The organism is Curtobacterium sp. MMLR14_010 (assembly GCF_001865015.1).
Classification (GTDB): Bacteria; Actinomycetota; Actinomycetes; order Actinomycetales; family Microbacteriaceae; genus Curtobacterium.
On sequence record NZ_MJGV01000046.1, the window covers coordinates 745,403 to 771,429 of the forward strand.

28 protein-coding genes, 1 pseudogene and 1 riboswitch are annotated in these 26,027 nt (G+C 72.6%); of the genes and pseudogenes, 13 read left to right on the top strand and 16 right to left on the bottom strand.

Annotated elements, in window-relative coordinates:
• Window positions 1-10 precede the first annotated feature (10 nt).
• Window positions 11-934 (bottom strand): NUDIX domain-containing protein, encoded by a 924-nt coding sequence (locus BIU98_RS12055; RefSeq protein WP_083393197.1) that lies wholly within the window; start codon window positions 932-934, stop codon window positions 11-13.
• A gap of 46 nt (window positions 935-980) precedes the next feature.
• A riboswitch (TPP riboswitch) is annotated at window positions 981-1,076 on the top strand.
• Between BIU98_RS12055 and thiM the strand changes: the two genes are divergently transcribed.
• From thiM to thiD, 3 genes and pseudogenes are all read left to right on the top strand, one after another.
• Window positions 1,065-1,913 (top strand): hydroxyethylthiazole kinase, encoded by an 849-nt coding sequence (thiM, locus tag BIU98_RS12060; RefSeq protein WP_071276161.1) that lies wholly within the window; start codon window positions 1,065-1,067, stop codon window positions 1,911-1,913. It overlaps the preceding riboswitch by 12 nt.
• Window positions 1,910-2,632: a thiamine phosphate synthase gene (gene thiE / locus BIU98_RS12065; protein WP_083393198.1), complete on the top strand. Its 723-nt coding sequence runs from the start codon at window positions 1,910-1,912 to the stop codon at window positions 2,630-2,632. Before thiM ends, thiE begins: the two co-directional genes overlap by 4 nt.
• 14 nt (window positions 2,633-2,646) lie before the next feature.
• A pseudogene (thiD, locus tag BIU98_RS12070) lies at window positions 2,647-4,032 on the top strand (bifunctional hydroxymethylpyrimidine kinase/phosphomethylpyrimidine kinase); the annotation flags it as partial.
• Window positions 4,033-4,199: 167 nt separating this feature from the next.
• On the opposite strand, the gene BIU98_RS19860 reads toward thiD, so the two are convergent.
• The 4 genes from BIU98_RS19860 to BIU98_RS12090 all read right to left on the bottom strand — a co-directional run bounded on the left by BIU98_RS19860 (window position 4,200) and on the right by BIU98_RS12090 (window position 6,150).
• A complete protein-coding gene (locus BIU98_RS19860; RefSeq protein ID WP_083393200.1) occupies window positions 4,200-4,793 on the bottom strand; it encodes a metallophosphoesterase in 594 nt (197 codons plus the stop codon).
• Window positions 4,790-5,263, bottom strand: coding sequence for a MarR family winged helix-turn-helix transcriptional regulator (locus BIU98_RS12080; protein ID WP_071276167.1), 474 nt, complete (start codon window positions 5,261-5,263; stop codon window positions 4,790-4,792). Before BIU98_RS12080 ends, BIU98_RS19860 begins: the two co-directional genes overlap by 4 nt.
• An 88-nt stretch (window positions 5,264-5,351) precedes the next feature.
• A complete protein-coding gene (locus BIU98_RS12085; protein ID WP_071276169.1) occupies window positions 5,352-5,810 on the bottom strand; it encodes a VOC family protein in 459 nt (152 codons plus the stop codon).
• 22 nt (window positions 5,811-5,832) lie between these two features.
• Window positions 5,833-6,150, bottom strand: coding sequence for a GNAT family N-acetyltransferase (locus tag BIU98_RS12090; RefSeq protein WP_302847972.1), 318 nt, complete (start codon window positions 6,148-6,150; stop codon window positions 5,833-5,835).
• 30 nt (window positions 6,151-6,180) lie between these two features.
• On the opposite strand from BIU98_RS12090, the gene BIU98_RS12095 reads away from it, so the two are divergent.
• A complete protein-coding gene (locus BIU98_RS12095) occupies window positions 6,181-6,828 on the top strand; it encodes an NADPH-dependent F420 reductase (protein ID WP_071276173.1) in 648 nt (215 codons plus the stop codon).
• Window positions 6,829-6,894: 66 nt separating this feature from the next.
• On the opposite strand, the gene BIU98_RS12100 is transcribed toward BIU98_RS12095, so the two are convergent.
• A complete protein-coding gene (locus BIU98_RS12100) occupies window positions 6,895-7,872 on the bottom strand; it encodes an aldo/keto reductase (protein WP_071276175.1) in 978 nt (325 codons plus the stop codon).
• 116 nt (window positions 7,873-7,988) lie between these two features.
• Here BIU98_RS12100 and BIU98_RS12105 point away from each other — a divergent pair, with 116 nt between their 5' ends.
• Entirely contained in the window at window positions 7,989-9,071 is a 1,083-nt protein-coding gene (locus tag BIU98_RS12105) for a hypothetical protein (protein WP_139200683.1), read from the top strand.
• Window positions 9,072-9,225: 154 nt separating this feature from the next.
• Here the strand turns inward: BIU98_RS12105 and BIU98_RS12110 are convergent, their stop codons facing one another.
• Complete coding sequence (locus BIU98_RS12110; RefSeq protein WP_071276179.1) at window positions 9,226-10,083, bottom strand: LysR substrate-binding domain-containing protein; 858 nt, start codon at window positions 10,081-10,083, stop codon at window positions 9,226-9,228.
• 133 nt (window positions 10,084-10,216) lie between these two features.
• On the opposite strand from BIU98_RS12110, the gene BIU98_RS12115 reads away from it, so the two are divergent.
• Window positions 10,217-11,542: an MFS transporter gene (locus BIU98_RS12115; RefSeq protein WP_071276181.1), complete on the top strand. Its 1,326-nt coding sequence runs from the start codon at window positions 10,217-10,219 to the stop codon at window positions 11,540-11,542.
• Window positions 11,543-11,718: 176 nt separating this feature from the next.
• On the opposite strand, the gene BIU98_RS12120 is transcribed toward BIU98_RS12115, so the two are convergent.
• Entirely contained in the window at window positions 11,719-12,366 is a 648-nt protein-coding gene (locus BIU98_RS12120) for an NAD(P)-dependent oxidoreductase (RefSeq protein ID WP_071276183.1), read from the bottom strand.
• A 101-nt stretch (window positions 12,367-12,467) separates the two neighbouring features.
• Here BIU98_RS12120 and BIU98_RS12125 point away from each other — a divergent pair, with 101 nt between their 5' ends.
• Both BIU98_RS12125 and BIU98_RS12130 read left to right on the top strand, forming a co-directional pair.
• The gene (locus tag BIU98_RS12125) at window positions 12,468-12,833 is read left to right on the top strand and encodes a helix-turn-helix domain-containing protein (protein ID WP_139200684.1); all 366 of its coding nucleotides are present in this window, start codon (window positions 12,468-12,470) and stop codon (window positions 12,831-12,833) included.
• 151 nt (window positions 12,834-12,984) lie between these two features.
• On the top strand, window positions 12,985-14,013 hold the full coding sequence (locus BIU98_RS12130) for an NADPH:quinone reductase (RefSeq protein WP_071276185.1): 1,029 nt from the start codon (window positions 12,985-12,987) through the stop codon (window positions 14,011-14,013).
• Between the two features lie 204 nt (window positions 14,014-14,217).
• Here the strand turns inward: BIU98_RS12130 and BIU98_RS19455 are convergent, their stop codons facing one another.
• Together BIU98_RS19455 and BIU98_RS12135 are read right to left on the bottom strand one after the other, a co-directional pair.
• Window positions 14,218-14,394 (bottom strand): hypothetical protein, encoded by a 177-nt coding sequence (locus tag BIU98_RS19455; protein WP_175481344.1) that lies wholly within the window; start codon window positions 14,392-14,394, stop codon window positions 14,218-14,220.
• A gap of 52 nt (window positions 14,395-14,446) precedes the next feature.
• The gene (locus BIU98_RS12135; protein ID WP_071276187.1) at window positions 14,447-15,250 is read right to left on the bottom strand and encodes a GAF domain-containing protein; all 804 of its coding nucleotides are present in this window, start codon (window positions 15,248-15,250) and stop codon (window positions 14,447-14,449) included.
• Between the two features lie 107 nt (window positions 15,251-15,357).
• Between BIU98_RS12135 and BIU98_RS12140 the strand changes: the two genes are divergently transcribed.
• Complete coding sequence (locus tag BIU98_RS12140; protein WP_071276189.1) at window positions 15,358-16,230, top strand: patatin-like phospholipase family protein; 873 nt, start codon at window positions 15,358-15,360, stop codon at window positions 16,228-16,230.
• A 65-nt stretch (window positions 16,231-16,295) separates the two neighbouring features.
• A complete protein-coding gene (locus BIU98_RS12145; protein ID WP_071276191.1) occupies window positions 16,296-18,401 on the top strand; it encodes an alpha/beta fold hydrolase in 2,106 nt (701 codons plus the stop codon).
• Between the two features lie 19 nt (window positions 18,402-18,420).
• Here the strand turns inward: BIU98_RS12145 and BIU98_RS12150 are convergent, their stop codons facing one another.
• On the bottom strand, window positions 18,421-19,614 hold the full coding sequence (locus BIU98_RS12150; RefSeq protein WP_217635694.1) for an acyl-CoA dehydrogenase family protein: 1,194 nt from the start codon (window positions 19,612-19,614) through the stop codon (window positions 18,421-18,423).
• Window positions 19,615-19,659: 45 nt separating this feature from the next.
• Between BIU98_RS12150 and BIU98_RS12155 the strand changes: the two genes are divergently transcribed.
• Window positions 19,660-20,241 (top strand): QsdR family transcriptional regulator, encoded by a 582-nt coding sequence (locus BIU98_RS12155; RefSeq protein ID WP_071276193.1) that lies wholly within the window; start codon window positions 19,660-19,662, stop codon window positions 20,239-20,241.
• The gene (locus BIU98_RS12160; RefSeq protein ID WP_071276195.1) at window positions 20,238-20,669 is read left to right on the top strand and encodes a thioesterase family protein; all 432 of its coding nucleotides are present in this window, start codon (window positions 20,238-20,240) and stop codon (window positions 20,667-20,669) included. Before BIU98_RS12155 ends, BIU98_RS12160 begins: the two co-directional genes overlap by 4 nt.
• Window positions 20,670-20,678: 9 nt before the next feature.
• Here BIU98_RS12160 and BIU98_RS12165 read toward each other — a convergent pair whose 3' ends face one another.
• The 5 genes from BIU98_RS12165 to BIU98_RS12185 all read right to left on the bottom strand — a co-directional run bounded on the left by BIU98_RS12165 (window position 20,679) and on the right by BIU98_RS12185 (window position 23,427).
• Window positions 20,679-21,119, bottom strand: coding sequence for a VOC family protein (locus BIU98_RS12165; RefSeq protein ID WP_071276196.1), 441 nt, complete (start codon window positions 21,117-21,119; stop codon window positions 20,679-20,681).
• Window positions 21,120-21,339: 220 nt separating this feature from the next.
• Window positions 21,340-21,987, bottom strand: a complete 648-nt coding sequence (locus BIU98_RS12170; protein ID WP_071276198.1) for an ABC-2 transporter permease — start codon at window positions 21,985-21,987, stop codon at window positions 21,340-21,342.
• Window positions 21,984-22,853: an ABC transporter ATP-binding protein gene (locus BIU98_RS12175; protein WP_175481345.1), complete on the bottom strand. Its 870-nt coding sequence runs from the start codon at window positions 22,851-22,853 to the stop codon at window positions 21,984-21,986. The genes BIU98_RS12170 and BIU98_RS12175 overlap by 4 nt, the downstream gene beginning before the upstream one ends.
• Window positions 22,853-23,248, bottom strand: a complete 396-nt coding sequence (locus BIU98_RS12180) for a GntR family transcriptional regulator (RefSeq protein WP_217635695.1) — start codon at window positions 23,246-23,248, stop codon at window positions 22,853-22,855. Before BIU98_RS12180 ends, BIU98_RS12175 begins: the two co-directional genes overlap by 1 nt.
• Window positions 23,245-23,427, bottom strand: a complete 183-nt coding sequence (locus BIU98_RS12185) for a hypothetical protein (RefSeq protein ID WP_071276200.1) — start codon at window positions 23,425-23,427, stop codon at window positions 23,245-23,247. Before BIU98_RS12185 ends, BIU98_RS12180 begins: the two co-directional genes overlap by 4 nt.
• Window positions 23,428-23,700: 273 nt before the next feature.
• Between BIU98_RS12185 and BIU98_RS12190 the strand changes: the two genes are divergently transcribed.
• A complete protein-coding gene (locus BIU98_RS12190) occupies window positions 23,701-25,194 on the top strand; it encodes a recombinase family protein (protein ID WP_071276202.1) in 1,494 nt (497 codons plus the stop codon).
• Window positions 25,195-26,027 lie beyond the last annotated feature (833 nt).

Consider the following 26,027-nt stretch of genomic DNA (forward strand, 5'->3'; position numbering starts at 1 on the left):
CGCGGTGTCCCTAGAGCCGGTCGCGGAGCCAGCTCGGCCCCTGCACGCCGGCGCCGAGCGCCGTCACGCGGTCGCGGAGCCCACGGTCCGCCGTCACCACGACGACGGGGCCGTCCCCGGCCGCGACGGCGTCGGCCGCTGCGGCCACGATGGCGTCGTCCCCGGAGCCGGGCGCCCGCACGACGGCCACGCCGGGTGCACCGCCCATGCCGTCGCCCCCGCCGGGACCCGTGGCGACGTCGGCACCGCGGGCGTCGCCCTCGAGCACGACCGTCCACTGCGGCCACCACGTGCTGAACTCGAGCCCGAGGGCCTCGGCGGGCAGCCCCACCGCGGCGAGCGCCGTGATCCCGTCGATGAGCCGGGTCGCCGCGCCGGAGCGGTCCTTCCACCAGCCGTCCGGCACGCTCCCGACGACGTTGGCGGCGTCGACGACGACGTGCGGGCTGGTGTCGATGGTGGCTCGGAGGGCCGGCCAGGAGGCGCCGAAGCCCGGGTGGAGGGGCAGGTCCTCGACGGACTCGACGGGGACCCAGTCGAGCGCCAGGCTCTCGCGGTCGGCGATGACGGGTTCGAAGGGCCGTGCGGCACGGCCGACGACGGTCGTGTACGTCCAGAAGCCGAGGTCGAGCACGGCGGTGTGGCGCAGGTCGATGCCGTCGAGCGGGACGCCGGCTTCCTCGGCGGACTCGCGGAGGGCGCCGGTGACGGCGTCCTCGTGCTGGTGCCTCGCGCCGCCGGGGATGCCCCAGGTGCCGCCGTGGTGGCTCCACTCGACGCGGTGCTGCAACAGGACACGGCCGCGGCCGTCGTCGACGAGGAGTCCGGCGGCGCCGAAGAGGCCCCACGCCTTGGTGCCGTCGGGTCCGTACGCCCAGGCGTCGCCGGGGTCGCGGGGACCGGGCGGCGGACCGGGGGGCAGGGCATCTGGCACCTCTCCACCCTGGCACACGCGCCTGACACGCGTCGTGTACCGTGCTGCTCGAGACACGGGGTGCCGCGACCAGCGGCTGAGATCACACCCGTCGAACCTGCTCGAGCTCGTACTCGCGAAGGGATCGTCCATGGAGAACGCTGCGCCCGTGTGGCCAGAACGAACCGCTGAACTACTCGAGGCCGTCCGTGCCAGGAGTCCCCTGGTGCAGTGCATCACGAACACCGTGGTGCAGAACGTGACGGCGAACGTGCTGCTCGCGCTCGGCGCCTCGGCCGCGATGGTCGACGTGCCGACCGAGGCCGGGCCGTTCGCCCGGGTCGCCGACGCCCTGCTGGTGAACACCGGCACGCCGCACGCCGAGCCCCGGGTGGCGTCGGTCGAGGCCGCGACCGCTGCCGTCGAGCACGGGACGCCGTGGGTGCTCGACCCGGTGGCCGTCGGGTCGCTCCCGGTGCGGACGGCGCTGGCGCGCGACCTGCTCGCGCTCGGGCCGACGGTGCTGCGCGGGAACGCGTCCGAGGTGCTCGCGCTGCTCGGCGCCTCCGCTGGTGGGCGCGGGGTCGACAGCACGGCCGGCACCGACGACGCGCGTGCGGCGGCGGTCGACGCGACGGCCGGGAGGCTCGTGGGCGCCGTCGCCGTGTCGGGTCCCGTCGACCTGGTGGCCGGTTCCGGCGCCCCGGGCTGGTCCGGCACGGTGGTACGGGTCGCGAACGGGTCGGAGCTGCTGACGCGGATCACCGGCGGCGGGTGCGCGCTCGGCGCCGTCATCGCGGCCTTCACGGCGGTGTCGCCGGACGACCCGGGTGCCGCTGCGGTGGCCGGCACGCTCGTGCACACGGTCGCGGCGGAGCTCGCGGCGGTGGACGCCGGTGGCCCGGGGACGTTCCAGCCGCTGTTCCTCGACCGGTTGGCGTCGCTGACCCCCGAGGACGTGCTGCGTGTCGCGCGCGTCACCGAGGAGCGTGCCGCGTGAGCGACGTCGGCGTGTACCTGGTGACCGACCGGCTGCTGTGCGACCGGCACGGGATCGGTGTGCTCGGTGTCGTCCGGGCGGCCGTGCACGCGGGGGTCCGGATCGTGCAGGTGCGGGACAAGGACGCGAGCGCCAGGGACCTCCTCGCGCTGACGATCGCCGTCGCGGACGCGGTGGGCGACCGGGCCGCCGTGGTCGTGGACGACCGGCTCGACGTCGCCCTGGCTGCCCGGTGCGCGGGACACCGGGTGGCGGGCGTGCACCTCGGGCAGTCCGACGTGCCGGTGTCCGCGGCGCGGGCGCTGCTCGGGCCGGACGCGCACGTCGGGCTGACCGCGAACACCCCGGCGCACCTCGACGCCCTGGCGGCGCTCCCCCGCGGGACCGTCGACCTGCTCGGGGTGGGGGTCGTGCACCCCACGACGACGAAGCCGGACCACCCGCCGGCGCTCGGCCACGACGGCTTCGCCCGGATCGCCGCGGCCACGGACCTGCCGTGCGTCGCGATCGGCGGGGTCGACCTGGAGGACGTGGCGCCGCTGGCGGCTGCCGGTGCGGCGGGCATCGCCGTCGTCTCGGGGATCTGTGCCGCGCCCGACCCCGGTGCTGCGGCCGCGGCGTACGTGGCGGCGTGGCGCGGCGGTGGTGCCGGCCACCCGCTCGGCAGACAGCCGGGTGGCGGACGGGTGTCGAGCCTCCCGTCAAGTGGTGCACGGTGAGCGGGCCGGTGCGCGTGCTGAGCATCGCCGGGACCGACCCGACCGGTGGGGCGGGGCTGCAGGCGGACCTCAAGGCGATCGCGGCGCACGACGGCTACGGGATGGCGGTGGTGACCGCGGTGGTCGCGCAGAACACGCACGGGGTGCGGTCGGTGCACGTGCCGGACGTGTCGGTGCTGCGCGACCAGCTCGAGGCGGTGTCCGACGACGTGGTCGTGGACGCGGTCAAGACCGGGATGCTCGGCACGGCAGCGGTCGTCCGCGAGGTCGCGCGGTGGCTGCGGGAACACCGACCACCCGTCGTGGTCGTCGACCCGGTGATGGTGGCCACGAGCGGCGACCGGCTGCTCGACGCGGACGCCGAGGTCGCGATGACGGAGCTGTTTGTGCTCGCGGACCTCGTGACGCCGAACCGGAGCGAGCTGGCGGTCCTGGCGGGACTCGCCGGGGCCGTGGACGTCGACGCGGACCCCGTCGGCGCTGCCCTGGCCGTCGCCCGGCGGTGGGACGTGCTCGTGCTCGCGAAGGGCGGGCACGCGGGTGGGAGCACCTCGGACGACGTGCTCGTCGCTCCCGACGGGGCCGTCCGGGTCTTCCGGGGGCCCCGTGTCCCCACGACGAACACCCACGGCACCGGGTGCTCGCTGTCGAGCGCCATCGCGACGCTCGCGGCACGGCACGGGGACTGGGAGCTCGCGGTCCGCGGGGCGAAGGACTGGCTGACGGCGGCGCTCCAGGGTGCCGACGCGCTCGAGGTCGGGAGCGGCAACGGGCCGGTCGACCACGGGGCGCTCGTGCGCCGGGCGCTCCCACCGGTCCGGTCGACGGACCTGTGGTGGACGGACGCGCAGGAGCTGCTCGCGGCGACGATCGACACGCCGTTCCTGCGGGGGATGGCGGACGGCACGCTCGACCCCGACGTCTTCGCGGGGTACCTGGCGCAGGACGTGCACTACCTGCTGGCGTACGAGCGGCACCTCGGCGCGGTCGGGGCGCGGTCGGCGGGGGCCACCGGGGCTGAGCCGACCGCGGCGGCGTTCTGGGCGGCTGCGGCTGCGGGGTGCGCCGAGGAGGCGGCCTCGCTGCACCACCGACGACTCGCCGGCACCCACGCCGACGACCCGGTCGACCCGACCTGCGACGGGTACCTCGCGCACCTGGCGGCGTGCGCGGACGCCGACGACGTGGCCGTCCTCGCCGCGGCGGTGCTGCCGTGCTTCCGGGTCTACGCCTGGGTCGGGGCGCAGTTCGGCGCAGTCGCACCCGCACCCGCAGCCGTACCCGCACACCCGTTCGCGGACTGGATCACGGCGTACGGGGACCCCGGGTTCGCGGCGTCGAGCGCGGCGGCGACGGAGCACGTCGAGGACCTGACTCGGGCTGCCACCCCGGCCGTGCGCGGCGCGATGGCGCGGGCGTTCCGGGCGTCGGTCGCCTGGGAACTGGCGTTCTTCCGGATGCCGACGGGCCACGCGGTGGGCGCGCCGGCCGCCTCGGACGGGCGGGGCGACGCGGTCGGCTCCCCGGGCGACGCGGTCGGCTCTCCGGGCGACGCGGTCGGACGGGGCTACCCCGCGGCGGCCACCACGACGTCGGTGGCCGGTGTGCTCGGCGCGGCCGACGGCTCCGTCGACCCCGGGGCGAGCCGCACCAGCTCCACGGCGAGCGCCGAGCCGTCGACCGAGCAGCGCATCCAGGTGAAGTCGGGCTGACGACGGCGGTCGGTGGGCGACCCGGGGTTGAGCAGGCGGAGTGCTCCGGTCGTCCCGCCGACACCGGGGCCGGTGACCCGGGTGTCCCAGGGGATGTGGGAGTGCCCGAAGACGAGCACGTCGGTGTCCGGGTACGCCGCTGCGGCACGGCGTTCGCGGCCGGTGGACGCGCCGGTCTCGTGCACGAGGGCGACGCGCAGCTCCTCGACGTCGAAGCGGGCGAAGAGCGGCAGGCGCTCCTCGAAGCCCGGGGCGTCGTCGTTGTTGCCGCGCACCCCGACGAACGACCGGCTGCGGGCCTGCAGGAGGTCGACCGTCGCCAGGTCGACCCAGTCCCCCGCGTGCACGACGAGGTCGGCGGCGTCGACGTCGGCCCAGAGCGCTGTGGGCAGGTCCTTCGCGCGCTTCGGCAGGTGGGTGTCGGACAGCACCAGGAGCGAGGTGCTCACGCGTCGGTGACCCGGTTGGGGACGGGGAGTCCGGCCTCGTCCGCGGCACCGAGGCGTTCGAGCAGCCCGGCCAGCAGGGCGATGTCGTCGTCCGACCAGCTCGCGATCCGCTCGTCGAGGGCGTCGCGGTGCAGCTGCACGGACCGTTCCAGCGCCGCGCACCCCGCCGGCGTGGCCTCGAGGGGCTTGGCGTTGCCGGTACCGCCGTCCGTCGTGCGGATCAGGCCGGCGGCGAGCAGACCGGCCAGCTGTCGGGAGATCGTCGAGCGGTTCAGGCGCAGGTACCGGGCGATGTCGATGGCCATGCAGCCGGGATGTTGCACGACGAAGTCGACGAGCGACTGGTCGACGATGCTCAGCACGGCGTCGTTGCCGCGGGCGCGGATGCTCGCGCGGCGTGTGATGCGTGAGAGCTCCGTGTAGGCGCGTCCGATGTCAGCGTTGCGGACGTCGGACCTCGGGTGGTCCATCGTGCCTCCAGCTTGTTGCACGCCGGTGGGCCGGCGCTCTTCCCCTGCCGGTCACAGTACCGGCAGCCGTCATGCCCCCTCGGGAGCCTCAGCCGCGGATCGCCGCCTGCAGCGCGTCGATGTCGAGCTTCACCATCTGCCGCATCGCCTCGAAGGCGCGGGCGGCCCCGGCCGGGTCACCGCCGGCGCTCATCAGCTCGCCCCAGTTCGCCGGGGTGACCTGCCACGCGACACCCCAGGCGTCCGTGAGCCACCCGCACATCGACGGGGTGGCGCCGGCGTCGAGGAACGCGTCCCAGACGCGGTCGAGCTCGGCCTGGTCGTCGACGTCGATCTGGAACGAGATCGCGTCCGAGTGCGGGTGCCCGGGGCCGGCGTTCATCGCCCGGAACGGCTGCCCGTGCAGACGGAACTCGACGACCATCGTGGAGCCGTCCGGTAGACGCTCGACGTGGTCCAGGGAGGAGTCCGGGATGACCGACGCGTAGAAGGCGGCGGCGTCCTCGGCCTGTCCGTCGAACCAGAGGAAGGGGACGATCTGCTGCACGGGCTGGTCCTGTCGAACGTGCTCAGTCCGCGACGTTGCGGCTGAGGAGCGGGGTCTTCTCGGGGTGTGCGTCGAACCACGTGCCGACGAACCAGCACATCGGCACGATGCGCTTGTCGGTCCTGGCCTCGACGTCGTCCACCGCGTACGCGACGAGCTCGCCGGCGTACCCGTGGCCACGGTGCGCAGGGACCGTGTACGTGTGCGGGAACGTCACGGCGTCGTCGTTCTGGCGGTAGTCGAGGACGCTCACGAGGTCCCCGTCGACGTACATGGCGTACCGACGCTGGTCTGCCTCGTCGCGGAACTCGTGTGCCATGTCGCCATCATGCCTCGGAATGCGCCAGGGGGCACGGCGTTGACTCCAGGCATGACGACCATCGGCATCATCGGAGCAGGCAACATCGGATCAGCGCTGGCACGGCTGGCGGTGCAGAACGGGTACGACGTCGCGATCGCGAACTCGCGCGGACCGGAGACGCTCACGGACCTCGTGTCCGAGCTGGGCGACCGGGCGCGTGCGGTCACGCGCGACGAGGCGGCAGCAGCCGGGGACCTCGTCGTGGTGACGGTTCCCCTCGCCGCGATCGAGAGCATCCCGGTCGAGCCGCTCGTCGGCAAGGTCGTGATCGACACGAACAACTACTACCCGGAGCGTGACGGCCACATCGCCGCGCTCGACGACGAGACCACCACCACGGCGGAGCTGCTGCAGGACCACCTGCCCGGTGCCCGCGTCGTGAAGGCCTTCAACCACATCTACGCGCCCGACCTGCCCGCGCAGGGCTCGCCCCGCGGGACGCAGCACCGTCGTGCGCTCATCGTCGCCGGCGACGACGCCGAGGCGAAGCAGACCGTGGCGGACCTCATCGACGAGTTCGGCTTCGAGCCGGTCGACATCGGCGCCCTGTCCGAGGGATGGCGCATCCAACGCGACACCCCCGGCTACACGAAGCAGTTCGACGCGCTCCAGCTCGAGCAGGCCGTGGCGGACGCGAAGCGCTACCGCGACATGTGACCCACCCGCAGACGCGACGAGGGGCCGGACACGCTGCACGCGTGCCCGGCCCCTCGTCGTCCGGGGTCAGGCCGGTCGTGCCGCGTCGAACACGACCGTCATCTCGGCGAGGTCGTCCTCGCTCGGTACCCACGCGGTGCCCGCGTCGACGTTCTGCGTGATCTGCTCCGGCCGCGTGGCCCCCGCGATGACGCTGGTGAGCCCGGGCTGCGCGAGGAGCCAGGCGAATGTGGCCTGCAGCATCGTGACGCCCCGCTCGTCGCAGAAGTGCTGGTACTCCTCGAGGACGTCCCACGGGGCGGAGTCGAGGAGCTCGGGCTTCAGCCGGGTCAGGCGGCCGTCCTGGGGGCGGTCACCGCGGGTGTACTTGCCGCTGAGCAGCCCGTTGTACAGCGGGAAGAAGGGCAGGAACCCGAGCGCGTACGCCCGGACCGCCGGCAGCACCTCGGCCTCGACGTCGCGGGACAGGGGGCTGTACTCGTTCTGCGCCGAGACGAACGCGGTGGTGCCGGCGATGGACGCGGTCAGCTCGGCCTCGGCGATCTGCCACCCGGCGAAGTTCGAGTGCCCGACGTAGCGGATCTTGCCCTCGCGCACCAGGTCGTCGAGGACCGACAGGGTCTCCTCGATCGGCGTCACGGAGTCCGGCCGGTGCATCTGGTAGAGGTCGATCCAGTCCGTGCCGAGACGCCGCAGGGACGACTCCACCGCGAGCCGCACGTAGCGCCGGGACCCGCGCACGCCCCAGTCGGGCCCGTTCACCCCGCCCATGTCCAGGCCGAACTTCGTCGCGAGCACGACCTCGTCGCGCCGTCCGGCGATCGCCGCACCGAGCATCGTCTCCGACTGCCCCGGCGTCCCGCCGTACATGTCCGCCGTGTCCAGCAGCGTGACGCCGGCGTCGAGGGCCGCGTGCACGACGGCGTCGGTGCCCTCCTGCGTCTCGGTCACCGTCCCCGGTCTGCCGAAGTTGTTGCAGCCGAGTCCGACGGTGGAGACGACGAGCCCCGAGGGGCCGAGAGGACGGTGTTCGATGCCCGTCATGCTCCGACCGTACCGGCGCCACCCCGGAACTGGGGCTGCGCCGAGACCACGTCTTCCGGCTAGAACTGATGGTGGATCAACCGACGGAGGGAGCAGCACACGTGGCGTCGCACCGCATGCCCGATTCCGATCGACCCCGCCGGCCCGTCCCGGCCTGGGTGACGGCCCCGTACGTCGAGAGCCCCCAGGGCACCACCGTCCTGGAGGCTCCCCCCGCGTCCGCCACGACCGCTCCGGCCGCGCACACCGACGGCTCCACCCCGCGGCAGGGCACCCCCGGCTCGGTGCCGGTCCCGGTCAGCGCGCCCGATGCCGGCTACCCCGAGGTCGTCGTCCCGGACCACATGCCGTCCGAGGAGCACCTGCCGCCGGCACCCACCTCGCCGACCGTCCACACGCGTCCGTTCGACCGCGCGGCCGAGCTGCCCGCCCCCACGCCCGTCTCCCCCGTCGACGCCGGCACGACCACGACCGCCGGAGCCCGCGCCGCGGCCCTCGTCGGCGCCGGCATGAGCGCGCCCGCCGCGGCCGGGGTGCACGTCGGACCGGTCGTCCCCCGCACCGGACAGCCGCGGTTCTCCGTCCCCGGCCTGGAGCACGTCGTGGTCGAGGGCACCGAGCCGGAACCCTCGGGACCCGTCGGCTACCGCACGCCTCGCCGCTTCGCACACCAGCAGGGCGCCGGCGCCGCTGCTGCCGTCGCCCCCGCCGCGACCACCCCCTTCGACCAGCTGCTCGCCGCGCCTCCCGTCACCGCTCCGGCGGCGTCCGTCCCGCTCGGGACCGGCACCGCGACGGCGGCGACCGGGTCCGCCGAGGCCGAGCCGAGCCTCCCGTCCGGTGCGCCGGCCGCACCGACGACCGCGCGACGTGCGGCGATCGGGGCGACCCCTGGTGCCGTGCTGGGCGTGGTGGCCGCCCTGGCGACCGTCGGTCTGGCGGCCTGGTGGTTCACCGCTCCCACGACCGTGCACGCCGTCGGGCTGGTGCTCGGGCTCGTCGCGCTCGTCTGCTCGGTCGTGACCCTGCGGAACCCGGCGACCACGTGGCAGCGGCCGGTCGCCCTGCTCGGGGCGGTGCTCGGCGGTGTCGGGACCCTCGTGCTGCTGTGGGCGGTGGCGAGCGCGGTTCTGGCCATGGCCGGCGTGACGCTCCCCGACCTCACGGGCACGGGCGTCGTCCCCACGCTCGCGCCCTGACGCGTCCGCGCGTCCCGTCTCCCGCGCGTCCCGTCTCCGCATCGAGGGAGCAGGAATCGTCGGGTCGCCCGTGCGCACTCGACGTCTTCTGCTCCCTCGATGTCGCCGGGTCGGGGCTGACAGGGGCGTCTCGCGCTGACGGGGGTGTCTCGCGTCAGACCGCGCGGACGACCCCGCGCGACAGGATCGCGTTCGTCAGGGCGTCGATCGGCTCGCGCTGCACGGTCGGGTTGGCGATGAGGACGTAGTCGACGGCCGGCAGGTCGGGCAGCCCGAGTCGCTGCGACACCTTCACCAGGTCGGCGGGGATGAGCGAGTGCGGGAACACCGCCACGCCGATGCCCGCGCGGACGGCCGCCAGCACGCCGTTCACGTCGCGGGTGTTGCAGGTGATGCGCCAGGTGCGGCCGGCGGCCTCGAGCGCGTCGATCGCCATCTGCCGGCTGATGCTCGGCGCCTGGTACACGATGAGCGGCACGGGCTCGTCACGCTCCACGGCGATGCCGTCCTGCGCCATCCACACCATCTGGTCCGTCGCCACGCGGGTGCCCTCGGCCGACTCCCCCGCGGTCTGCTTGATGAACACGAGGTCGAGCTGGCCGGCGTGCACCCGGCGGAGCAGCGGCGACGACTGGTTCACCGTCAGCTCCAGGTTCACCTGGGGGTGCAGGCGCCGGAAGTCCCGCAGGATGCGCGGGAGCTGCGTGATCGCCAGGTCGTCCGCCGCCCCGAACCGGAGTCGCCCGCGGGTCGCCGAGCCGGAGAAGTACGCGTCCGCGGTGGCGTGCGCCGCCAGGATCGTCCGCGCGAACCCGGCCATCGCGTCGCCGTTGTCCGTCAGCGTCACGCCACGGGTGTCCCGCGCCACGAGGGTCCGCGACACCGCGGTCTCGAGCCGTCGGACGTGCTGCGACACGGTGGGCTGGCTGATGCCGAGTCGCGCCCCGGCCTGCGTGAAGCTGCGGGTCTCGGCGACCGCCAGGAAGGTCTGCAGGAGCACGGGATCGATCACGATGGGCCTTCCGGTGACACGGGTCATTCGAGAACGCAATGGACTGATAGCCACCATACGGGTGTCGAATGGCCCGGCATCGACTAGTTTCGAGTGGGTACCTTCCCGCCCTCGACCGCCGGAGAGCCCCACTGTGAGCGCGTCATCGACGACCCTCCACCCGCCCACCGAACCGCTCCCGATCCAGGCCACCCGTCCGCCGTGGCGCCACACCCTGATCGCGCTGTCCGTCCCGAACTTCCGCCTGTTCACCGCGACGAACCTGGTCGCGATGACGGCCGGGTGGATGCAGCGCATCGCGCAGGACTGGCTCGTCCTCCAGCTCACCGGCTCCGTCGCGCAGGTCGGCATCACCGTCGCGTGCCAGTTCGCGCCGATGCTGCTGTTCGGGCTCTTCGGCGGCGTGCTCGTCGACCGGTTCTCCAAGCGGGCGCTGATGATGATCACGCAGGGCGCCTTCGCCCTGCTCTCCGCGCTGCTCGCCGCCCTGACCCTGGCCGGGGTGGTGCAGGCGTGGCACATCTGGGTGATCGCCTTCGTCGTCGGCATGGTCACCGTCATCGACAACCCCGCGCGCCAGGTGTTCGTCACCGAGATCGTGGGACACAAGCACCTGCGGAACGCCATCAGCGTGAACTCGTCCGTGTTCCAGCTCGGCGGCATGATCGGCCCGGCGCTGTCCGGCGCGCTCCTCGTGGCCGTCGGGGCGGGGTGGTCGTTCGGCGTGAACGCGATCGCCTGCGTGGCCGTGGTCGTGACGCTCGGGTTCCTCCGCGTGTCCGAGCTGCACCGCACCCCGGCGGCGCCCCGCGGCAAGGGGCAGCTCCGCGAGGGGCTCCGCTACGCCGTCAGCAAGCCCACCATCATCGTGCCGGTGATCCTCGTCGCGTTCTTCTCGGTCTTCGCGCTGACGATGCCCGTGCTGCTGTCGGCCTTCGCGTCCCAGGTCTACGACGTCGGCGCCGGGGGCTACGGCCTGTTCAACTCCGCGGTCGCGGTCGGCGCCCTGGTCGGGGCCCTGCTGTCGACCCGGCGTGCGGTGGTCCGGCTGCGCACGATCGTCGGCGGGGTGTTCTGGACCGGGATCCTGCTCGTGGTCTCCGGCTCGATCCCGGTGATCGCCCCGTTCACCGTCATGCTCGTCGCCGTCGGGATGTCACAGCTGCTGTTCCAGACCGCGTCGAACTCCATGGTGCAGCTGTCCTCGAACACGGCGATCCGCGGGCGCGTGATGTCGCTCTACATCCTCGTACTGCTCGGTGGTCAGGCGATCGGTGGGCCGCTCATGGGCCAGGTCGTCGACCACTTCGGCGCGCACGTCGGGATGATGGTCGCCGGCGGCGTGCCCGCCGCGGCAGCCGCCGTGATCGGCGTCGTGCTCGCCCGCCGGGGCGGCTTCCACCTGGCGGTCCGGATGCGGCACCACATGCCGTTGCCGGCGATCGTCGGACACCGCTGACGCGGCGGACGGGAGGCTCGTGGCGGGCCGCCACGAGCCTCCCGTCCGGTGGTTGGCGGTGGTCCTGGTTGCTGGACACCGGTGTCCAGGCTCAGCGCCGCGGAAAGCCGCGGCGTGACTGCTGGACACCGGTGTCTTGCGAGGGGTCGCTCGGCGAGGGGTCAGTCGGCGACGGGTCAGTAGGCGACGGCGAAGCGCGCCTGGTGGTGTGCCGGCGTCTCGATCTCGTCGACGAACGCGATGGCGAAGTCGGCGCCAGAGACCTCCGAGTTGCCCTCGGCGTCCGTGAGCAGCAGGTCGTCGCTCGTGCGGTAGGTGCCGAGGCGCTCGCCCGGGTTGAAGCTGCCGAAGGCGGCGGCGGGGCTGACGTAGAACCAGTCGACGTCGGTGTCCGAGGCGCGGAGGGCCTCGAGGACCAGGCCGTGGCTCTTCGCCTCGCCCTTGAAGGCGTCCGGGAACTCCGGCGTGTCGTAGAGGGCCGGGCCGCCGTCGGCGACGAGCAGCGAACCGGCTCCGCCGACGATGCCGAGCCGTGCGCCGGCCGCGGCAGCCGCGTCGACGAAGTGCTGGAACCGGTCCTTGAGCTCGCTGCCGTCCGACTGGACCGCGTGGAGTGCCACGACGACGACGTCGGCGCCCTTCGTGACCTCGGCCACGAAGTCGGCGTCGAACGCGTCGCCCTGCGCGAGGGTGAGGCCGTCGGCGGCGTCGAGCTTGGAGGTGTCGCGCGCGACGGCGACGACCTGGTGGCCGCGGGAGAGGGCCTCGTGGGTGATGGCGGAGCCGGCGTAGCCGGTGCCTCCGAAGACGACGATGGTGGACATGCGTGCTCCTGGTTCGATCGGTACGGGCGTGCTCGACCCACTGTAGAGGCGATACTCTCTTTCAGTAAGTAGGCACCTCGTGGTGCGTGACGGAGGTCGACGTGCGTGTTCTGGAGTACAGCCCCTACGCGGCGGACTGCCCCTCGCGGCAGCTGCTCGACCGGATCGGCGACCGCTGGAGCGTGCTGGTCATCGGCACGCTCGCCGACGGGCCCGTGCGGTACTCGGCGATCGCCGCGCAGGTGCAGGGCGTGTCGCAGAAGATGCTCACGCAGACGCTCCGGGCCCTCGAACGCGACGGCCTGGTGACGCGGACCGTCTTCCCCGAGGTCCCGCCACGCGTCGAGTACGAGCTCACCGACGCCGGACGGTCGCTCCGCGCGGTGCTGCAGCCGCTCGAGGACTGGGCGACGTCGCACATGGCCGCGGTCGCCGTGGCGCGCGAGGAGTACGACGCCACGCGGTGAGCGAGGTGCGGTGCGGCCGTGTCGCGCGGGCGCGGTGCCGCCGTGTGGTGCAGTGGGCGCGGTGGGTGCGGGCGCGGTGCCGCAGTGTCGTGGGGTGGCGGCGTCGACTGTTCCCGGAATCACGCACGGGCGGACGTGGTTGCGTGGAGACATGCGATCGATCGTCTACTCCCAGCCCGGTGACTCGTCCGTCCTCTCCCTCGTCGACCGGGACGTGCAGGAGCCCGGTCCCGGCGAGGTCCGTGTCCGCGTCGTCGTCTCCGGCGTGAACCCGACGGACTGGAAGGCCCGCGCGGGCGGCACCTACGGCGACGGACTGCCGTTCCCGGAGATCACGCCGAACCAGGACGGCGCCGGTGTCGTCGACGCGGTCGGCCCCGGGGTCGACGAGCTCGCGGTCGGTGACCGCGTGTGGCTGTACATGGCGGCGGCGTCCCGCCCGACGGGCACGGCGCAGGAGTCCACCGTCGTGCCGGCGTCCCGCGCCGTGCGCCTGCCGGACGGGGTGTCGTTCGACGTCGGCGCCTCGCTCGGTGTCCCCGCGATGACCGCCCACCGTGCACTGACCACGCACGAGCAGGGCCCTGCGCGCCTGGACCCCGGCGCGCTCGAGGGCAGGACCGTGCTCGTCGCCGGTGGTGCCGGAGCCGTCGGCCACGCCGCGATCCAGCTCGCCCGGTGGGCCGGCGCGACTGTCATCTCGACGATCAGCTCTGACGCGAAGGCCGCGCTCGCCTCGGCCGCCGGGGCGCACCACACCGTCAACTACCGGTCGGACGACGCCACTGGGCAGATCCGCGCGATCGCGCCCGACGGTGTCGACATCGTCGTCGAGGTGTCGATCCCGCAGAACGCGGCCCTCGTCGCCGACGTCCTGGCGAACCACGGCGTCGTGTCGATCTACGCGAACAACGGCGGGGACGAGGCGCCGCTGCCGATCCGCCCGAACATGAGCATCAACGCGCGGTACCAGTTCCTGCTGCTCTACACGATCGGCGACGAGGCGCTCTCCGCGGCCGCCGAGGACATCACCGCAGCGCTGCAGGACGACGTGCTCCCCGTGGGCGACGACGCCGGACTGCCGCTGACGCGGTTCGCGCTCGAGGACACCGCTGCTGCGCACGACGCCGTCGAGCAGGACGCCGTCGGCAAGGTGCTCATCGACGTGCAGGGCGAGTAGGGCGCGGCGCTGGCGCGGCTCGGGCACTGGCGCGGATCGGCGTCGCACAACCGAAGTGGGCTCGAACCAGCGAATTCCGCGGTTCGGTTCGTCTTCGGTGGTGCGACGCCACCGGACGCTGTCCGACGACAGGGACGGCACGCCGCTGCGTCCGCGGCACCCGATGGGCGCTGCGTCCGCGTCAGCCGTGCGGCCGGCGGGCCGTCACCGGCGGCGGGTACGACCCGTCAACCGAGCACGGGCCGCACGCAGCGCCCGCTCGAGGTTCGCCGCGACCACCCGAGGGTCGTCGTAGTCGGCGTCGGTGGCGTCGACGCGCCGGTCCGTCGCACGGACCGGGGCGCGGCCGAACGACAGCGGGGTCGGGTGCACGCTCGTCATGCCGTCAGGGTACGACCGCCGACCGACAGTCGTCACGGCGACGCGCGAGCGCTCAGCGCTGCTGGTGTCGCACGGGGAACGCCAGCGTGCACGCGACGCCGACGTACTGCGCCACGACGCCCACGTTCCGCACGTCGAGGTCCGTGAACGCGTCCGGCGTCGGGCAGTCCACCGTCAGCATGCCGAACGAGTAGCCCTCGCCCCGGATGACGACGGCCACGTACGAGCGGTACCGCGGATCGAAGTCGGGGTCGTCGTCCACCGCGTCGACGTCGGACTCACGGTCCCCCACCACGCGCGGCGGCCCGCCCTGCAGCACCCAGTCGAGGTTCCGGTCCCCGTACGGCGTCCCCGCGCGGAACACCCCCGCGGTGTCGCCGGCGCCGCCGTGCCCGATGGGCTCGAGGGCGTCGAGCGACGGCGCGAGCAGGTACACGTTCGCGCGGACGTCCGGGACGTGCGGGAGCAGGTAGAAGGCCAGGGCTGCCGCTGCCCGGTCGGCGAAGGCCCCGAGCTCGGAGCGCCGGGTGGCGTGGTCGTGCACCGCGAACCGGGTCAGCCGCGTGGCGATCTGGCCGAAGCCGTACTGCACGGCGACCTCGTACGCGGCGAGCGCGGTGGCCCCGGCGTCCTCAGCGCGACGGCGGGCGTCCGCGGTGCGCCGTGCCCGGAGCGCCTGCCACACGACGACCCCGACGAACACGGCGAGCGCGACGATGACGAGCACGGCTTTGCTCACCGGGACGCCGACGAGGTTCGGCACCTGGAACACGGCGGTCGGCAGGGCGGCGGCGACGACGGGCAGCACGACGTCCCCGTACCGACGGCTGCTCGTTCGCTCGTTCCCCTGACCCACGCCACGACGGTACGGCCGACCACCGACTCCCCTGTCGGTCCGCTCCGGTGTCCGGACGCACCGCTGTCCGCGCACCGCGCGCACCGCGGAGTTGGTAAGCATGGTGCATGAGCCAACTCGTACCGCCCAACGCCGGATCCCGAGCGATCGTCCTCGGCGGTGGTGGGGTCGCCGGCATCGCGTGGGAGCTCGGTGTCCTCGCGACGCTCGAGGACGCGGGCGTCGACCTCGGTGCCGCTGACCTGGTGGTGGGCACCAGCGCCGGCAGCGTCGTCGGCACGTTCGTCCGGCACGGCGGCGTGCAGGCCGCGTTCGAGCAGCAGATCTCCCCGCTCCCCACCACGTACGAAGAGCCGGGCGTGATCGACGCCGAGGGCATGCAGCGCGCGTTCGAACAGGCCCTCGCCGGCATGACCTCGGAGCAGGACGGCCGTGCGCGGCTCGGGCAGGCGGCGCTCCGCGTCACGTCCGGGCAGACGGACGACCAGCGCGTCGCGACCTTCGGCGAGACCCTGCCGTCGTCCGAGTGGCCGGACCGGCCCTTCGCGGTCACGACGGTCGACGCCACCGACGGCACCTTCCGCGTGCTCACCGCTGCGGACGGCATCCCGCTCCCCCGCGCGGTCGCGTCGAGCTGCTCCGTCCCCCTCGTCTGGTCGCCGGTCATGATCGATGGCCGCCCCTACGTCGACGGGGGTGTCCGGTCCGGCACGAACGCCGACGTCGCCGCGGGGCACGAGCGTGTGCTGGTCATCGCGTGCGGTCCCGAGGCCCCGTCACCGCTCGGTCCGTGGCTCGACGAGGCCGTCGAGACCCTGCGTGCCGCGGGTTCGAGCGTCGAGGTCGTCGTCGCGGACAGCGCGTCGCAGCAGGCCTTCGGCACGAACTCGCTCTCCCTGTCCACGCAGCGCCCGGCGGCGGAGGCCGGTCGGGCCCAGGCGTCGGCCATCGCCGAGCGCATCGCGGAGTTCTGGGCCTGACCGAGTTGTCCACAGTCTCGTCGCCAACCGAACGGAGCGTCGGGGTGCGCCGCTAGCGTGGTGGCATGACGACGGCGTTCTCTGACCTCGACCAGTACCTCGCACTCCCACGGGTGGACGGCATCGCCCTCAGCCCGGACGGCACCCGTGTCGCGCTGACGGTGAGCACACTCGACCCGGACGGTACCGGCTACCGCCGTGCGGTCTGGTCCGTGCCGGCAGTCGGCGACGGCACGCCCGTCCGTCTGACTAGGAGCGCGAAGGGCGAGTCCGGCACGGCCTTCACCCGGAACGGTGACCTGCTGTTCGTCTCGGGCCGCCCGGACGCCGACGGCGGCGCCGACGACACCGCGCAGCTCTGGCTGTTGCCGGCTGGTGGGGGCGAGGCACGCCCGGTGACGCGTCTGGCCGGAGGCACGGGTGGCGTCCTCGCGACGGCCAGCGCCGCCGACGTGGTCGCCGTCACCGCAGACCTGCTGCCGACGCCCGCCACTGGAGAGCGCGTCGGCGTCGTGACGCGGGACGCCGCGCTGCGGAAGCGCCGCGACGACAAGAAGGTCAGCGCGATCCTGCACGAGTCGTACCCGGTGCGGTACTGGGACCACGACCTCGGCCCCGACCAGACCCACGTGCTCGGCATCGACCTCGGCGACCTGACGGATCCGACCGCCCTCGAACCGGCCACGGGCGTCACGACCGCGGCGAGTGCGGCCGAGTCGACTGAGGACCGTGCCGTGTCCTACCCGGCACACCTGCCGACGCCGGTCGACCTCACGCCGCAGCCCGGTCGCGCCCTCGACCACGTGTCCGGGGCCCTCACCCCGGACGGCTCCACCCTCGTCGCCGCGGTCGGTGTGCCCGAGGTCCGGGGACACCGCTCCGTGCTCGTCGCCATCGACGTCGCCACCGCTGAGCGCACCGTGCTGTTCGACGACCCCGACGTCGACCACGAACTCCCGACGATCTCGCACGACGGCACCACGATCGCCTGGGTGCGCACGGTCCGGTCGACGCCGGCCGGTGCGAACCAGCAGGAGGTCTGGGTGGCCTCGGTCGACGGTTCGGGTGCGCGCCGCATCGCGACCGAGTGGGATCGCTGGCCGAACGAGCTCGTCTTCGAGCACGGCGACGGCGCGCTCCTCGCGACCGCCGACCAGGACGGGCGCGCACCGGTCTTCCGGCTGCCGCTCGACGGCGCAGCCGTCGAACAGCTCACGCACGACGACTGGGCGTACTCGGGTCTCCGCGTCGCCGACGCGACGGGTGTGGTCGTCGCGCTCCGAGCCTCCTGGGCGGCGCCGTTGCACCCCGTCCGGATCGACGCGGACGGCACCGTGACCCCGCTGGCGACGCCCGCCGCCCTCCCGGCCGTTCCCGGCCGGCTGGAGGAAGTGGACACGACCGCCGCCGACGGGGCACGCGTGCGCGGGTGGCTCGTCCTGCCCGAGGGCGACGGGCCGCACCCGCTGCTGCTCTGGATCCACGGCGGACCGCTGAACTCCTGGAACCAGTGGTCGTGGCGGTGGAACCCGATGCTCGCCGCGGCGCGCGGGTACGCGGTGCTGCTGCCGGACCCCGCGCTGTCGACCGGCTACGGCCTCGACTTCGTCAACCGCGGGTGGAACGCCTGGGGGCAGGCGCCCTACACGGACCTGATGGCGATCACCGACACCGTCGTCGCCAGGTCGGACATCGACGAGACCCGCACGGCGGCGCTCGGCGGGTCCTTCGGCGGCTACATGGCGAACTGGGTCGCCGGGCACACCGACCGCTTCCGGGCGGTCGTGACACACGCCAGCCTCTGGGCGCTCGAGCAGTTCAACGGCACGACCGACTCCTCGGACTACTGGCAGTCGATCTTCGACGCGGACGGCATGCACGAGAACGACCCGCACCGCTTCGTCGAGGACATCGTCACCCCGATGCTGGTCATCCACGGGGACAAGGACTACCGGGTGCCGATCGGCGAGGGGCTCCGGCTGTGGTCAGAGCTCGCGGAACACCACGCTGGGCCGGACGGCACGATGGCGCACCGGTTCCTGCTCTTCCCGGACGAGAACCACTGGATCCTCAAGCCCCAGCACGCGTCCGTCTGGTACCAGACGGTGTTCGCGTTCCTGGCGCAGCACGTGCTCGACGAGCCGTGGGAGCGACCCGAGCTGCTCGGGTGACCGGCCGGTCGGGCTGCGTTCAGACGAACGCGGCCTGACCGGTGATGGCCCGCCCGACGATCAGGGTGTTGACCTCACGGGTGCCCTCGTACGAGTAGATGGCCTCGGCATCGGCGAAGAACCGGGCGACGCCCTTGTCGAGCACGATGCCGTTGCCGCCCTGCACCTCACGGCACCAGGCGACGGTCTCGCGCATCTTCGACGTGGCGAACGCCTTCGCCATCGCGGAGTGCTCGTCCGCGCCGACGCCGGCGTCCTGCATCGCCGAGGCCTGCGTGCACAGGGCGATGGACGCGGTGATGTTCGCCAGGGACTTCACGAGGAGGTCCTGCACGAGCTGGTGTGCGGCGATGGGCTTGCCGAACTGGATGCGCTCGCGGGCGTAGGCCAGGGCGGCGTCGTACGCACCGACCGCGATGCCGATGGCCTGCCAGGCGACCTCGGTCCGGGTCAGGCGGAGCACCTCGGCCGTCGTGCGGAACGACGTCGCCCGCTGCAGCCGCCGGCTCTCGGGCACGCGCACACCGGTCATCACGATGTCGGCGTTCTGCACACCGCGCAGCGCGATCTTGTCCTCGATCTTCGTCGCGGTGAAGCCGGGGGTGTCCGTCGTGACGAGGAAGCCCTTGACCTGGTCGTCGGCGACGTCCTTGGCCCAGATGACGACGACGTCGGCGAAGGTGGCATTGCCGATCCAGCGCTTCTCGCCGTCGAGGACCCACCCGTCGCCGTCACGGCGGGCGGTGGTGCGGAGGCCCCGCGCCGAGTCGCTGCCGGAGTACGGCTCCGTCAGGCCGAAGGCGCCGATGAGCTCCCCGGTCGCCATCCGGGGCAGCCACTCCTGCTGCTGCTCGTCGCTGCCGGCGACCGCGATCGAGTTCATCGCCAGGCCGGACTGCACACCGATGAACGTCGCGACGCTGGCGTCGATGCGTCCGAGCTCGAGAGCCGCCCACCCGCGGTAGACGGCGGAGTTCTCGAACTCGCGCACGAGCGGGATGCCGGGGCCGTACATGCCGAGGTCGGCCAGCGGCTTGATGACCTGCATCGGGAACTCGGCACGGGCCCAGTACGCGTCGGCGATCGGGGCGACCTCGCGCTCCAGGTACTCCCGCAGGCGCCCGAGCGACTCGCGCTCACGCTCCGTCAACTGCAGTGCGAACCCGTAGAAGTCCGACTCGAGCAGGGAGGGCAGGGACACCGACGTTGACATGAGACCAACGATGCATCATTCTCGGAAACGTTGCAAGGGAGATTCGTGTACACGTCGGAAACCGCGCTGCGCGCCTTCCGGGAGGCTCGCCACACCTTCATCGCCGGGTCCAGGATCGACATGGGCGCGTTGGCCACCTCCCTCGGCGTCGACCGGACGTCCCTGTTCCGGTGGGTGGGCAACCGGGACCGACTGTTGTCCGAGGTGCTGTGGTCACTGGCAGTGCCGACGCTCGACGCCGCCCGCCGCGACGCCGCCCCGTCGGGAGCAGCCCGGATCGTCGACGTCCTCGACCAGTTCACGGCGGACCTCATCCAGGCGCCCTACTTCCGGCGCTTCCTGACCCGCGAGCCGGCCCGGGCACTCCGGCTGCTCACGACGACCGAGAGCGACGTGCAGAGCCGGTTCGTGCACGCCGTCACCGAGCTCGTCGCGGTCGAGGAACGCTCGGGCGAGTTCGACCCCGTACCGTTGTCGGCCGAGGAACTCGCTCGCCTGCTCGTCCGGATCTCGGAGTCGTTCACGTACGCCGACCTGATCTCCGGTGAGACGCCAGACCCCCTGCGGGCACGGACGACGTTCGAGTACGTCCTCCGCCCCAGCACACCCTCGATCGGAGACCGATGACCATCGACGAGTACCCGTTCCGCCGCACCTACCCCACGCGCTGGAACGACAACGACATGTTCGGGCACGTCAACAACACGATCTACTACAGCGCGATGGACAACGCGTCCACGTACTGGTTCCGCGAGCAGGCCGGCCTCGACCCCTTCTCGTCCACGTGGATCGCCGTGCTGGTCACCTCGAGCTGCCGCTTCGTCGAGTCCGCCGTGTGGCCGGACGTCATCGAGGTCGGGATGCGCTCGAAGCACCTCGGCACCACGAGCCTGTCGTGGGAGTTCGGCCTGTTCCGACAGTCGGACGGGGTGCTGCTCGCGACGGGCGAGTTCGTGCACGTCATCATCGACCGCGAGGGCTCCCGGCGGCCGATGCCCCTGCCGGCGGAGCTCCGCGACCTCGTCACGTCGACGATGGTCGCGAGCGCCGCTTGAGGGACCGCGTCAGCTGCTGAGGGCCGCCAGCTCGAGGTTGATGTCGTCGGGGTCCTGCACGGACAGGATCGTCATGCCCGCGTCGCCGAGGTCGGTCACCTCACCGTGCTCCACACCCGCGGCGTCGAGTCGTGCGGCCGCCTGGTGCAGCTCGTCGACGCTGCCGACCACGAAGCTGACGTGGTCGAGCCCGACGGTGTCCGGGTCGAAACGCTGACCCGCGGGAGCGACCGGCCGCAGCCCGAAGACCTGGTCGCCGAGCCGGAACACGCAGCCACCGTAGAAGCGCGCGCGGTCCTCGCGGACACCGGGCTCGTCGACCTGGTCGCTGAAGTCGATCGCCGGGTCGGTCCCGAGCAGCTGCTGGTAGAACGCCTTGCTCCGGTGGATGTCCGTCACGGTGACGCGGACATGGGCCAGGGCGGTCGGGTGTGCGAAGGACTCGGTCATGGTGGTGCTCCTCGGGAGGTCGGTCGGCGTCGACTCCGACGCCTTCCACGACGCAACGCCCCGCGCCTGGGGACCCGCAGGGCGCCGCGCGGAGACCGGACACCGCAGCGCCGTCCGCGTGAGCGGGAGACGGCCGCTGACTCGACTTGATGACGGACTGGAGGCCCGGTACCAGCTGGTACCGGGCCTCCCGTCCGTCATCGGCGCGCGTTCGGGACCGTCACAGCGCGCGACGCCGGTAGCGGCTGACGGAGACGGCGGCGGAGCCGGCGAGCAGGGCGAGTCCCAGCAGGACCGCGAGCCCCTCCGCCGCGGCGAGCGGGACGGTCGCCACGCGGATCTCGGTGACGTGGTCGAGCAGTCCGGAGTTCGACATCAGCCAGGCCGCAGCCACGAGCACGGCCAGTGGCAGGTACATCATCGGCCGCGCTCGGGTGAACCCGACGCTGAAGAAGAACGGCACCTGGACGGCGAGCGCGACGGACACGGCCAGGAACCCGACGGCGTGCGCCAGCACGAACGCGCCGCCGTCGAACGGGGTGCCACGGACGCCGGCTCCCACCAGGCTGACGACGGAGGCGATCGCGGCGGCCGCGAGGTAGAGCACCACGAGCGTGACGTAGCGGCCGACGACGACGTGACGCCGGGTGACCGGCAACGTCGCGTACAGCGTGTCGAGGCGTCCCCGTTCATCGGCGAGGAAGGGCCCGGACGCCGTCAGCGAGCCCACCGCGACCGCACCGACGACGGCGAAGGCGGGCAGCGGGAAGACGATCGCGATGACGGCGACGAACGCGAACGGGGCGAGGACGCGGGTCCCCTGCCCGAACGTGTTGCGGAGGTCGAAGCGTGCGAAGGTGCCGATCATGCGGTGACCTCGGTCCGGTCGTGGTGGCGGGCGGAGAAGACGACGACGTCGTCGACCGTTGCGTCGTCGACCACCACGTCGGGACCGAACAGGGCGGAGTCCGCCAACTGGATGAGCCCGTCCCAGCGGTCGTGCTCGAGGCGCAGACCGATCACGGCGCGCTCGGTACCGGGGTCCGGCCGGCCGGCCCCGCGCACGACCGCGAACTCCTCGTGCAGGGCGTCGACGGTACCGCTCCAGACGACCCGCCCGCGGCCGAGGACCTGGATCCGGTCGGCGAGGGCGTCGAGGTCGGCCGTGGTGTGCGTGGTGAACAGCAGACTGTGCAACGGGTCGGTCATGAACTCACGCAGCACGTCGAGCAGCTCCGCGCGGGACACCGGGTCGAGCCCACTCGTCGGTTCGTCGAGCACGAGCAGCTCCGGACGATGTGCCAGGGCCGTGGCCACGGAGAGCTTGACGCCCTGCCCGCGCGAGAGCCCGCCGACCTTCGTGGTCGTCGGGACCTCGAACCGACGGAGGAGCTCGTGGAACCAGGCCTCGTCCCAGTGCTCGTAGAAGCCGCCGATTCGTCGGCCGATGCGGTCGACACGCCACTCAGGCCCGACGAACGGCAGGTCGAGCACGACCCCGAGCCGCTGGGCGACGTCCGGGTGGCCGGGGCGGAGGCCGTCGAAGAGCGTGACGCTGCCCGGCTCGGTGTCGATCATGCCGACCACCGATCGGATGGTCGTCGTCTTGCCTGCGCCGTTCGGACCGACCAGGCCCAGCACGGTGCCGACGGGCAGCACCAGGTCGACGTCGTCCAGCCGGAAGGTGCCGCTGGCTCGACTGAGCCCCCGCACCTCGATCGCGTTCGTGGTCATCATCGTCTCCATTCGTCGTCGATGCGGGAGTCCAGGTCCTCGCGGGTCATCCGTGCGGCACGTGCGGCGCGGACGACGTCCTGCACCGCGGTGTCGACCCGCTCGACGAGCGCCGTGAGCGCGACGTCCGGGTCGACGGGCAGCACCGCGAACCCGCGGCCGTGCTCGTTCGCCACGACACCCTCGGCGACCAGGTCGTTGTAGGCCCGGGTGATGGTCACCATGCTGACGCGCAGTTCCGCGGCGAGCTGCCGCAACGACGGCAGCATCGCGCCCGGGGGCAGCTCGCCGCTGTGGACCGCGCCGCGGACCGCCGTCTTGATCTGTTCGTACATCGGGACGCCGGAACTCGACGACAGGACGATGCGCAGACCCGTGCCGGGCGGGGAGGTCACTGGCCGGTCCACCCACTGCGGCTGAAGTCGCCGGCGCGGCCGAAGCGACGGAAGACGACCGCGAGTGCGATCACGATCCCGAGGACCCCCGTCAGGGTGGCTGCCCCCCAGAGGTGCAGGACGGCGAGGACGACGGCGGCGAGGACCAGGACGGCCCCGATGATCAGCGAGTTTCGCATGAGCGCTCTTTCGTGGCGTTGGTGGCGTGCTTACTGTGTAGGTACACCAGTACAGTAGGGGTGCCTCGAGCGTTTCGCAAGGGGCCGAGCGGCCGTCCTCCGCCTCAGTCGGCACCTCTCCGCGGCGCTGCACCACGAGACGAACGCAGCACCGCGGAGTTCCGCGGTGCTGCGTTCGTTTCGTGGCCCGGTGCGATGGTGCCGGTCAGATCAGGTCGTCGGTGAGGTGGTTCGGCGTGCCCAACCGTTCACAGTAAGCTCTAGGATCGAGGAATGAAGCGCGCCGTCCTGTACCTCCGCCTGTCCTCGATCTCCGAAGACTCGACCTCGATTGAGCGCCAGCGCGCGGACCTCCAGGGTCTCGCTGAGCGCGAAGGCTGGGACGTTGTCGAGACGCTGACGGACGACGGTATCTCGGGGCGGAAGGCCCGGGCGAACGCCGCCGCGGCGCTCCGGATGCTCCGCGACGGCGAGGCCGACGTGCTCGCCGTGTGGAAGCTCGACCGCTGGACCCGCCAGGGCCTCGGCGCGATCGGTGCTCTCGCAGACACGCTCGACGCGACGCCCGGCGCTACGTTCGTCGCGATGCAGGACGGCCTCCGCTCAAATCAACCGGCCTGGCGCCTGATCGCCGCCGTCCTCTCCGAGGTGGCCCGCACGGAGGCCGACAACACCGCGAAGCGAGTAGCCTCCTCTATCGCGCACCGCCGGACGGTAGCCCACCGCTACACGGGCGGCGCGACGATCCCCTTCGGTTTCGACTCAGTCCCGGCGCCCGACGGCGTCGGCCGGGTGCTCGTGCACGACCCCGAGGAGGCCGTCGTCGTCCGCGAGATCGCACGGCGGCTCCTGGAGTCCGACGTGTCCCTGACGAAGCTCGCGATCGAGCTCACGGCCCGCGGCGTCCCGACCTCGCGCTCTCCGAAGCGACGAGCTCGCAAGCTGGGGAAGCCGGACGCCGGGCTCGACGCCGGGCTCTGGCGCGCCCACACGGTCAAAGACCTTGTGACGCAAGACCTCGCCCTCGGCCGGGTCACGCACCGCGGCGCCCTGGTCCGGGACGAGGACGGCCTCCCGGCGACTGTCTGGGAGCCGCTCCTCGACAGGGCGACGGTCGAGCGCCTCCGAGCTCGCTACGCTGACGCGAAGCGCGGCCCCGTGACACGCGTCGCCCGGAAGGCGCGGCTTCTGTCCGGCGTCGCCTTCTGCGGGCACTGCGACTCGAAGCTCTGGGTCTCGACCCAGGGCAGCCGCCCGATCTACCAGTGTGCGAAGCCGCGCGAGTACGGCGAGTGCACCGGCTACCCGCGCGTCGACGCGGTGAACCTGGAGGCCCTCGTCGTCTCCGAGTTCCTCGCGTTCCGCGGCCCCTTCCCCGAAATGCGCGAGGAGCAGACGGTCGACTCCCGGGACGACTCCGCGGACCTCCAGGACGTCGAGGCAGCTCTTCGAGAGGCGACCGCTGCCCTCCTCGAAGACGACGCGGACCCAGCGGCCCTCATGCGGAGGATCGACGCCCTGAAGGCCCGACGTACAGAGCTGCGCGCCTCGGCCGCCTCTGCGACCGTGACGACGCGACTCGTGCCGACCGGTCGGACGCTCGCAGACGCCTGGCACGCGGACGAAGACCTCGACCGCCGCCGAGCCGTCCTCCTCGAAGCGCTCGATCACGTCGCGATCCTGAAGTCCACGAGCCCGGATCGCCGGTCGCGAGCCCTCGATCGCGAGCGCGTCGTCTTCCGCTGGAGCGACGAAGTCGAGGTCTGACCTAGGCGAGCGCCGCTCGAAGCCCTCTCCTCCCTCGCCGGAGCGAGAGGGCTTCGTCGTTTCTGAACGCCGGATTGACGCCGAAGGCGCGTTTACACGGCTCCGTGAGGCCCTCTGGGGTGACGAAGTGACGGAAGTACCCCCTCCTCTGGTTAGTGCTTATAGGTCGGTCTCCACTCAGAGAGAGAACTAGAAGAGGGTGCACTTCCGTCACTTCGTCACCGCCCCGCCTCCGGCGCCCCTCGGCGTGAGCAGCTCAATGCGCCTGGCCCCCTTCTCCTCTGTCCCCGTCACCGACAAAAGGAGCCAACATGCCGACCCCAGAGGATCACGTGCGCCGGGTGGCGGCGAGGTTCGACGACGGCTCCGGCGAAGTTGTGGCCTCCGCCCTTCGGACCCTCGCTCGCCGCCAGGCCGGATCCGGGAAGACGTGTGCCGCCTGCGGCGAGCGGAAGCCGCTCTCGGCGTTCAGCGCTGACGCGCAGAAGGCAGACGCGCTCGCCTCGCGCTGCCGGTCCTGCCGGAGGCGACGTTGGTAACGCTTTGTTGGTCATACGCCTGGCCCCCTTCTCTTCTGCCCCCCCCCATGTCGCCATTCATGGGAAGGCCCTTCTTGAAGGTCTGCCCCGTCTCGGCAAATCGCCATGTCGAGACGGGGCGCTTCTCTTTCGCCGTCAGCCGTTACCAACCGAGGAGCAGCCACCGTGAACCGCACTTGCGCCGCATGCGGCGCCCCGCTTACGCCCGACCGCCGAGCAGACGCCCGCTACTGCAACAGCACGTGCCGCGTTACCCGCCTCCGCAGCGAGCGTGACCTCGACGCCGCGCGCGAC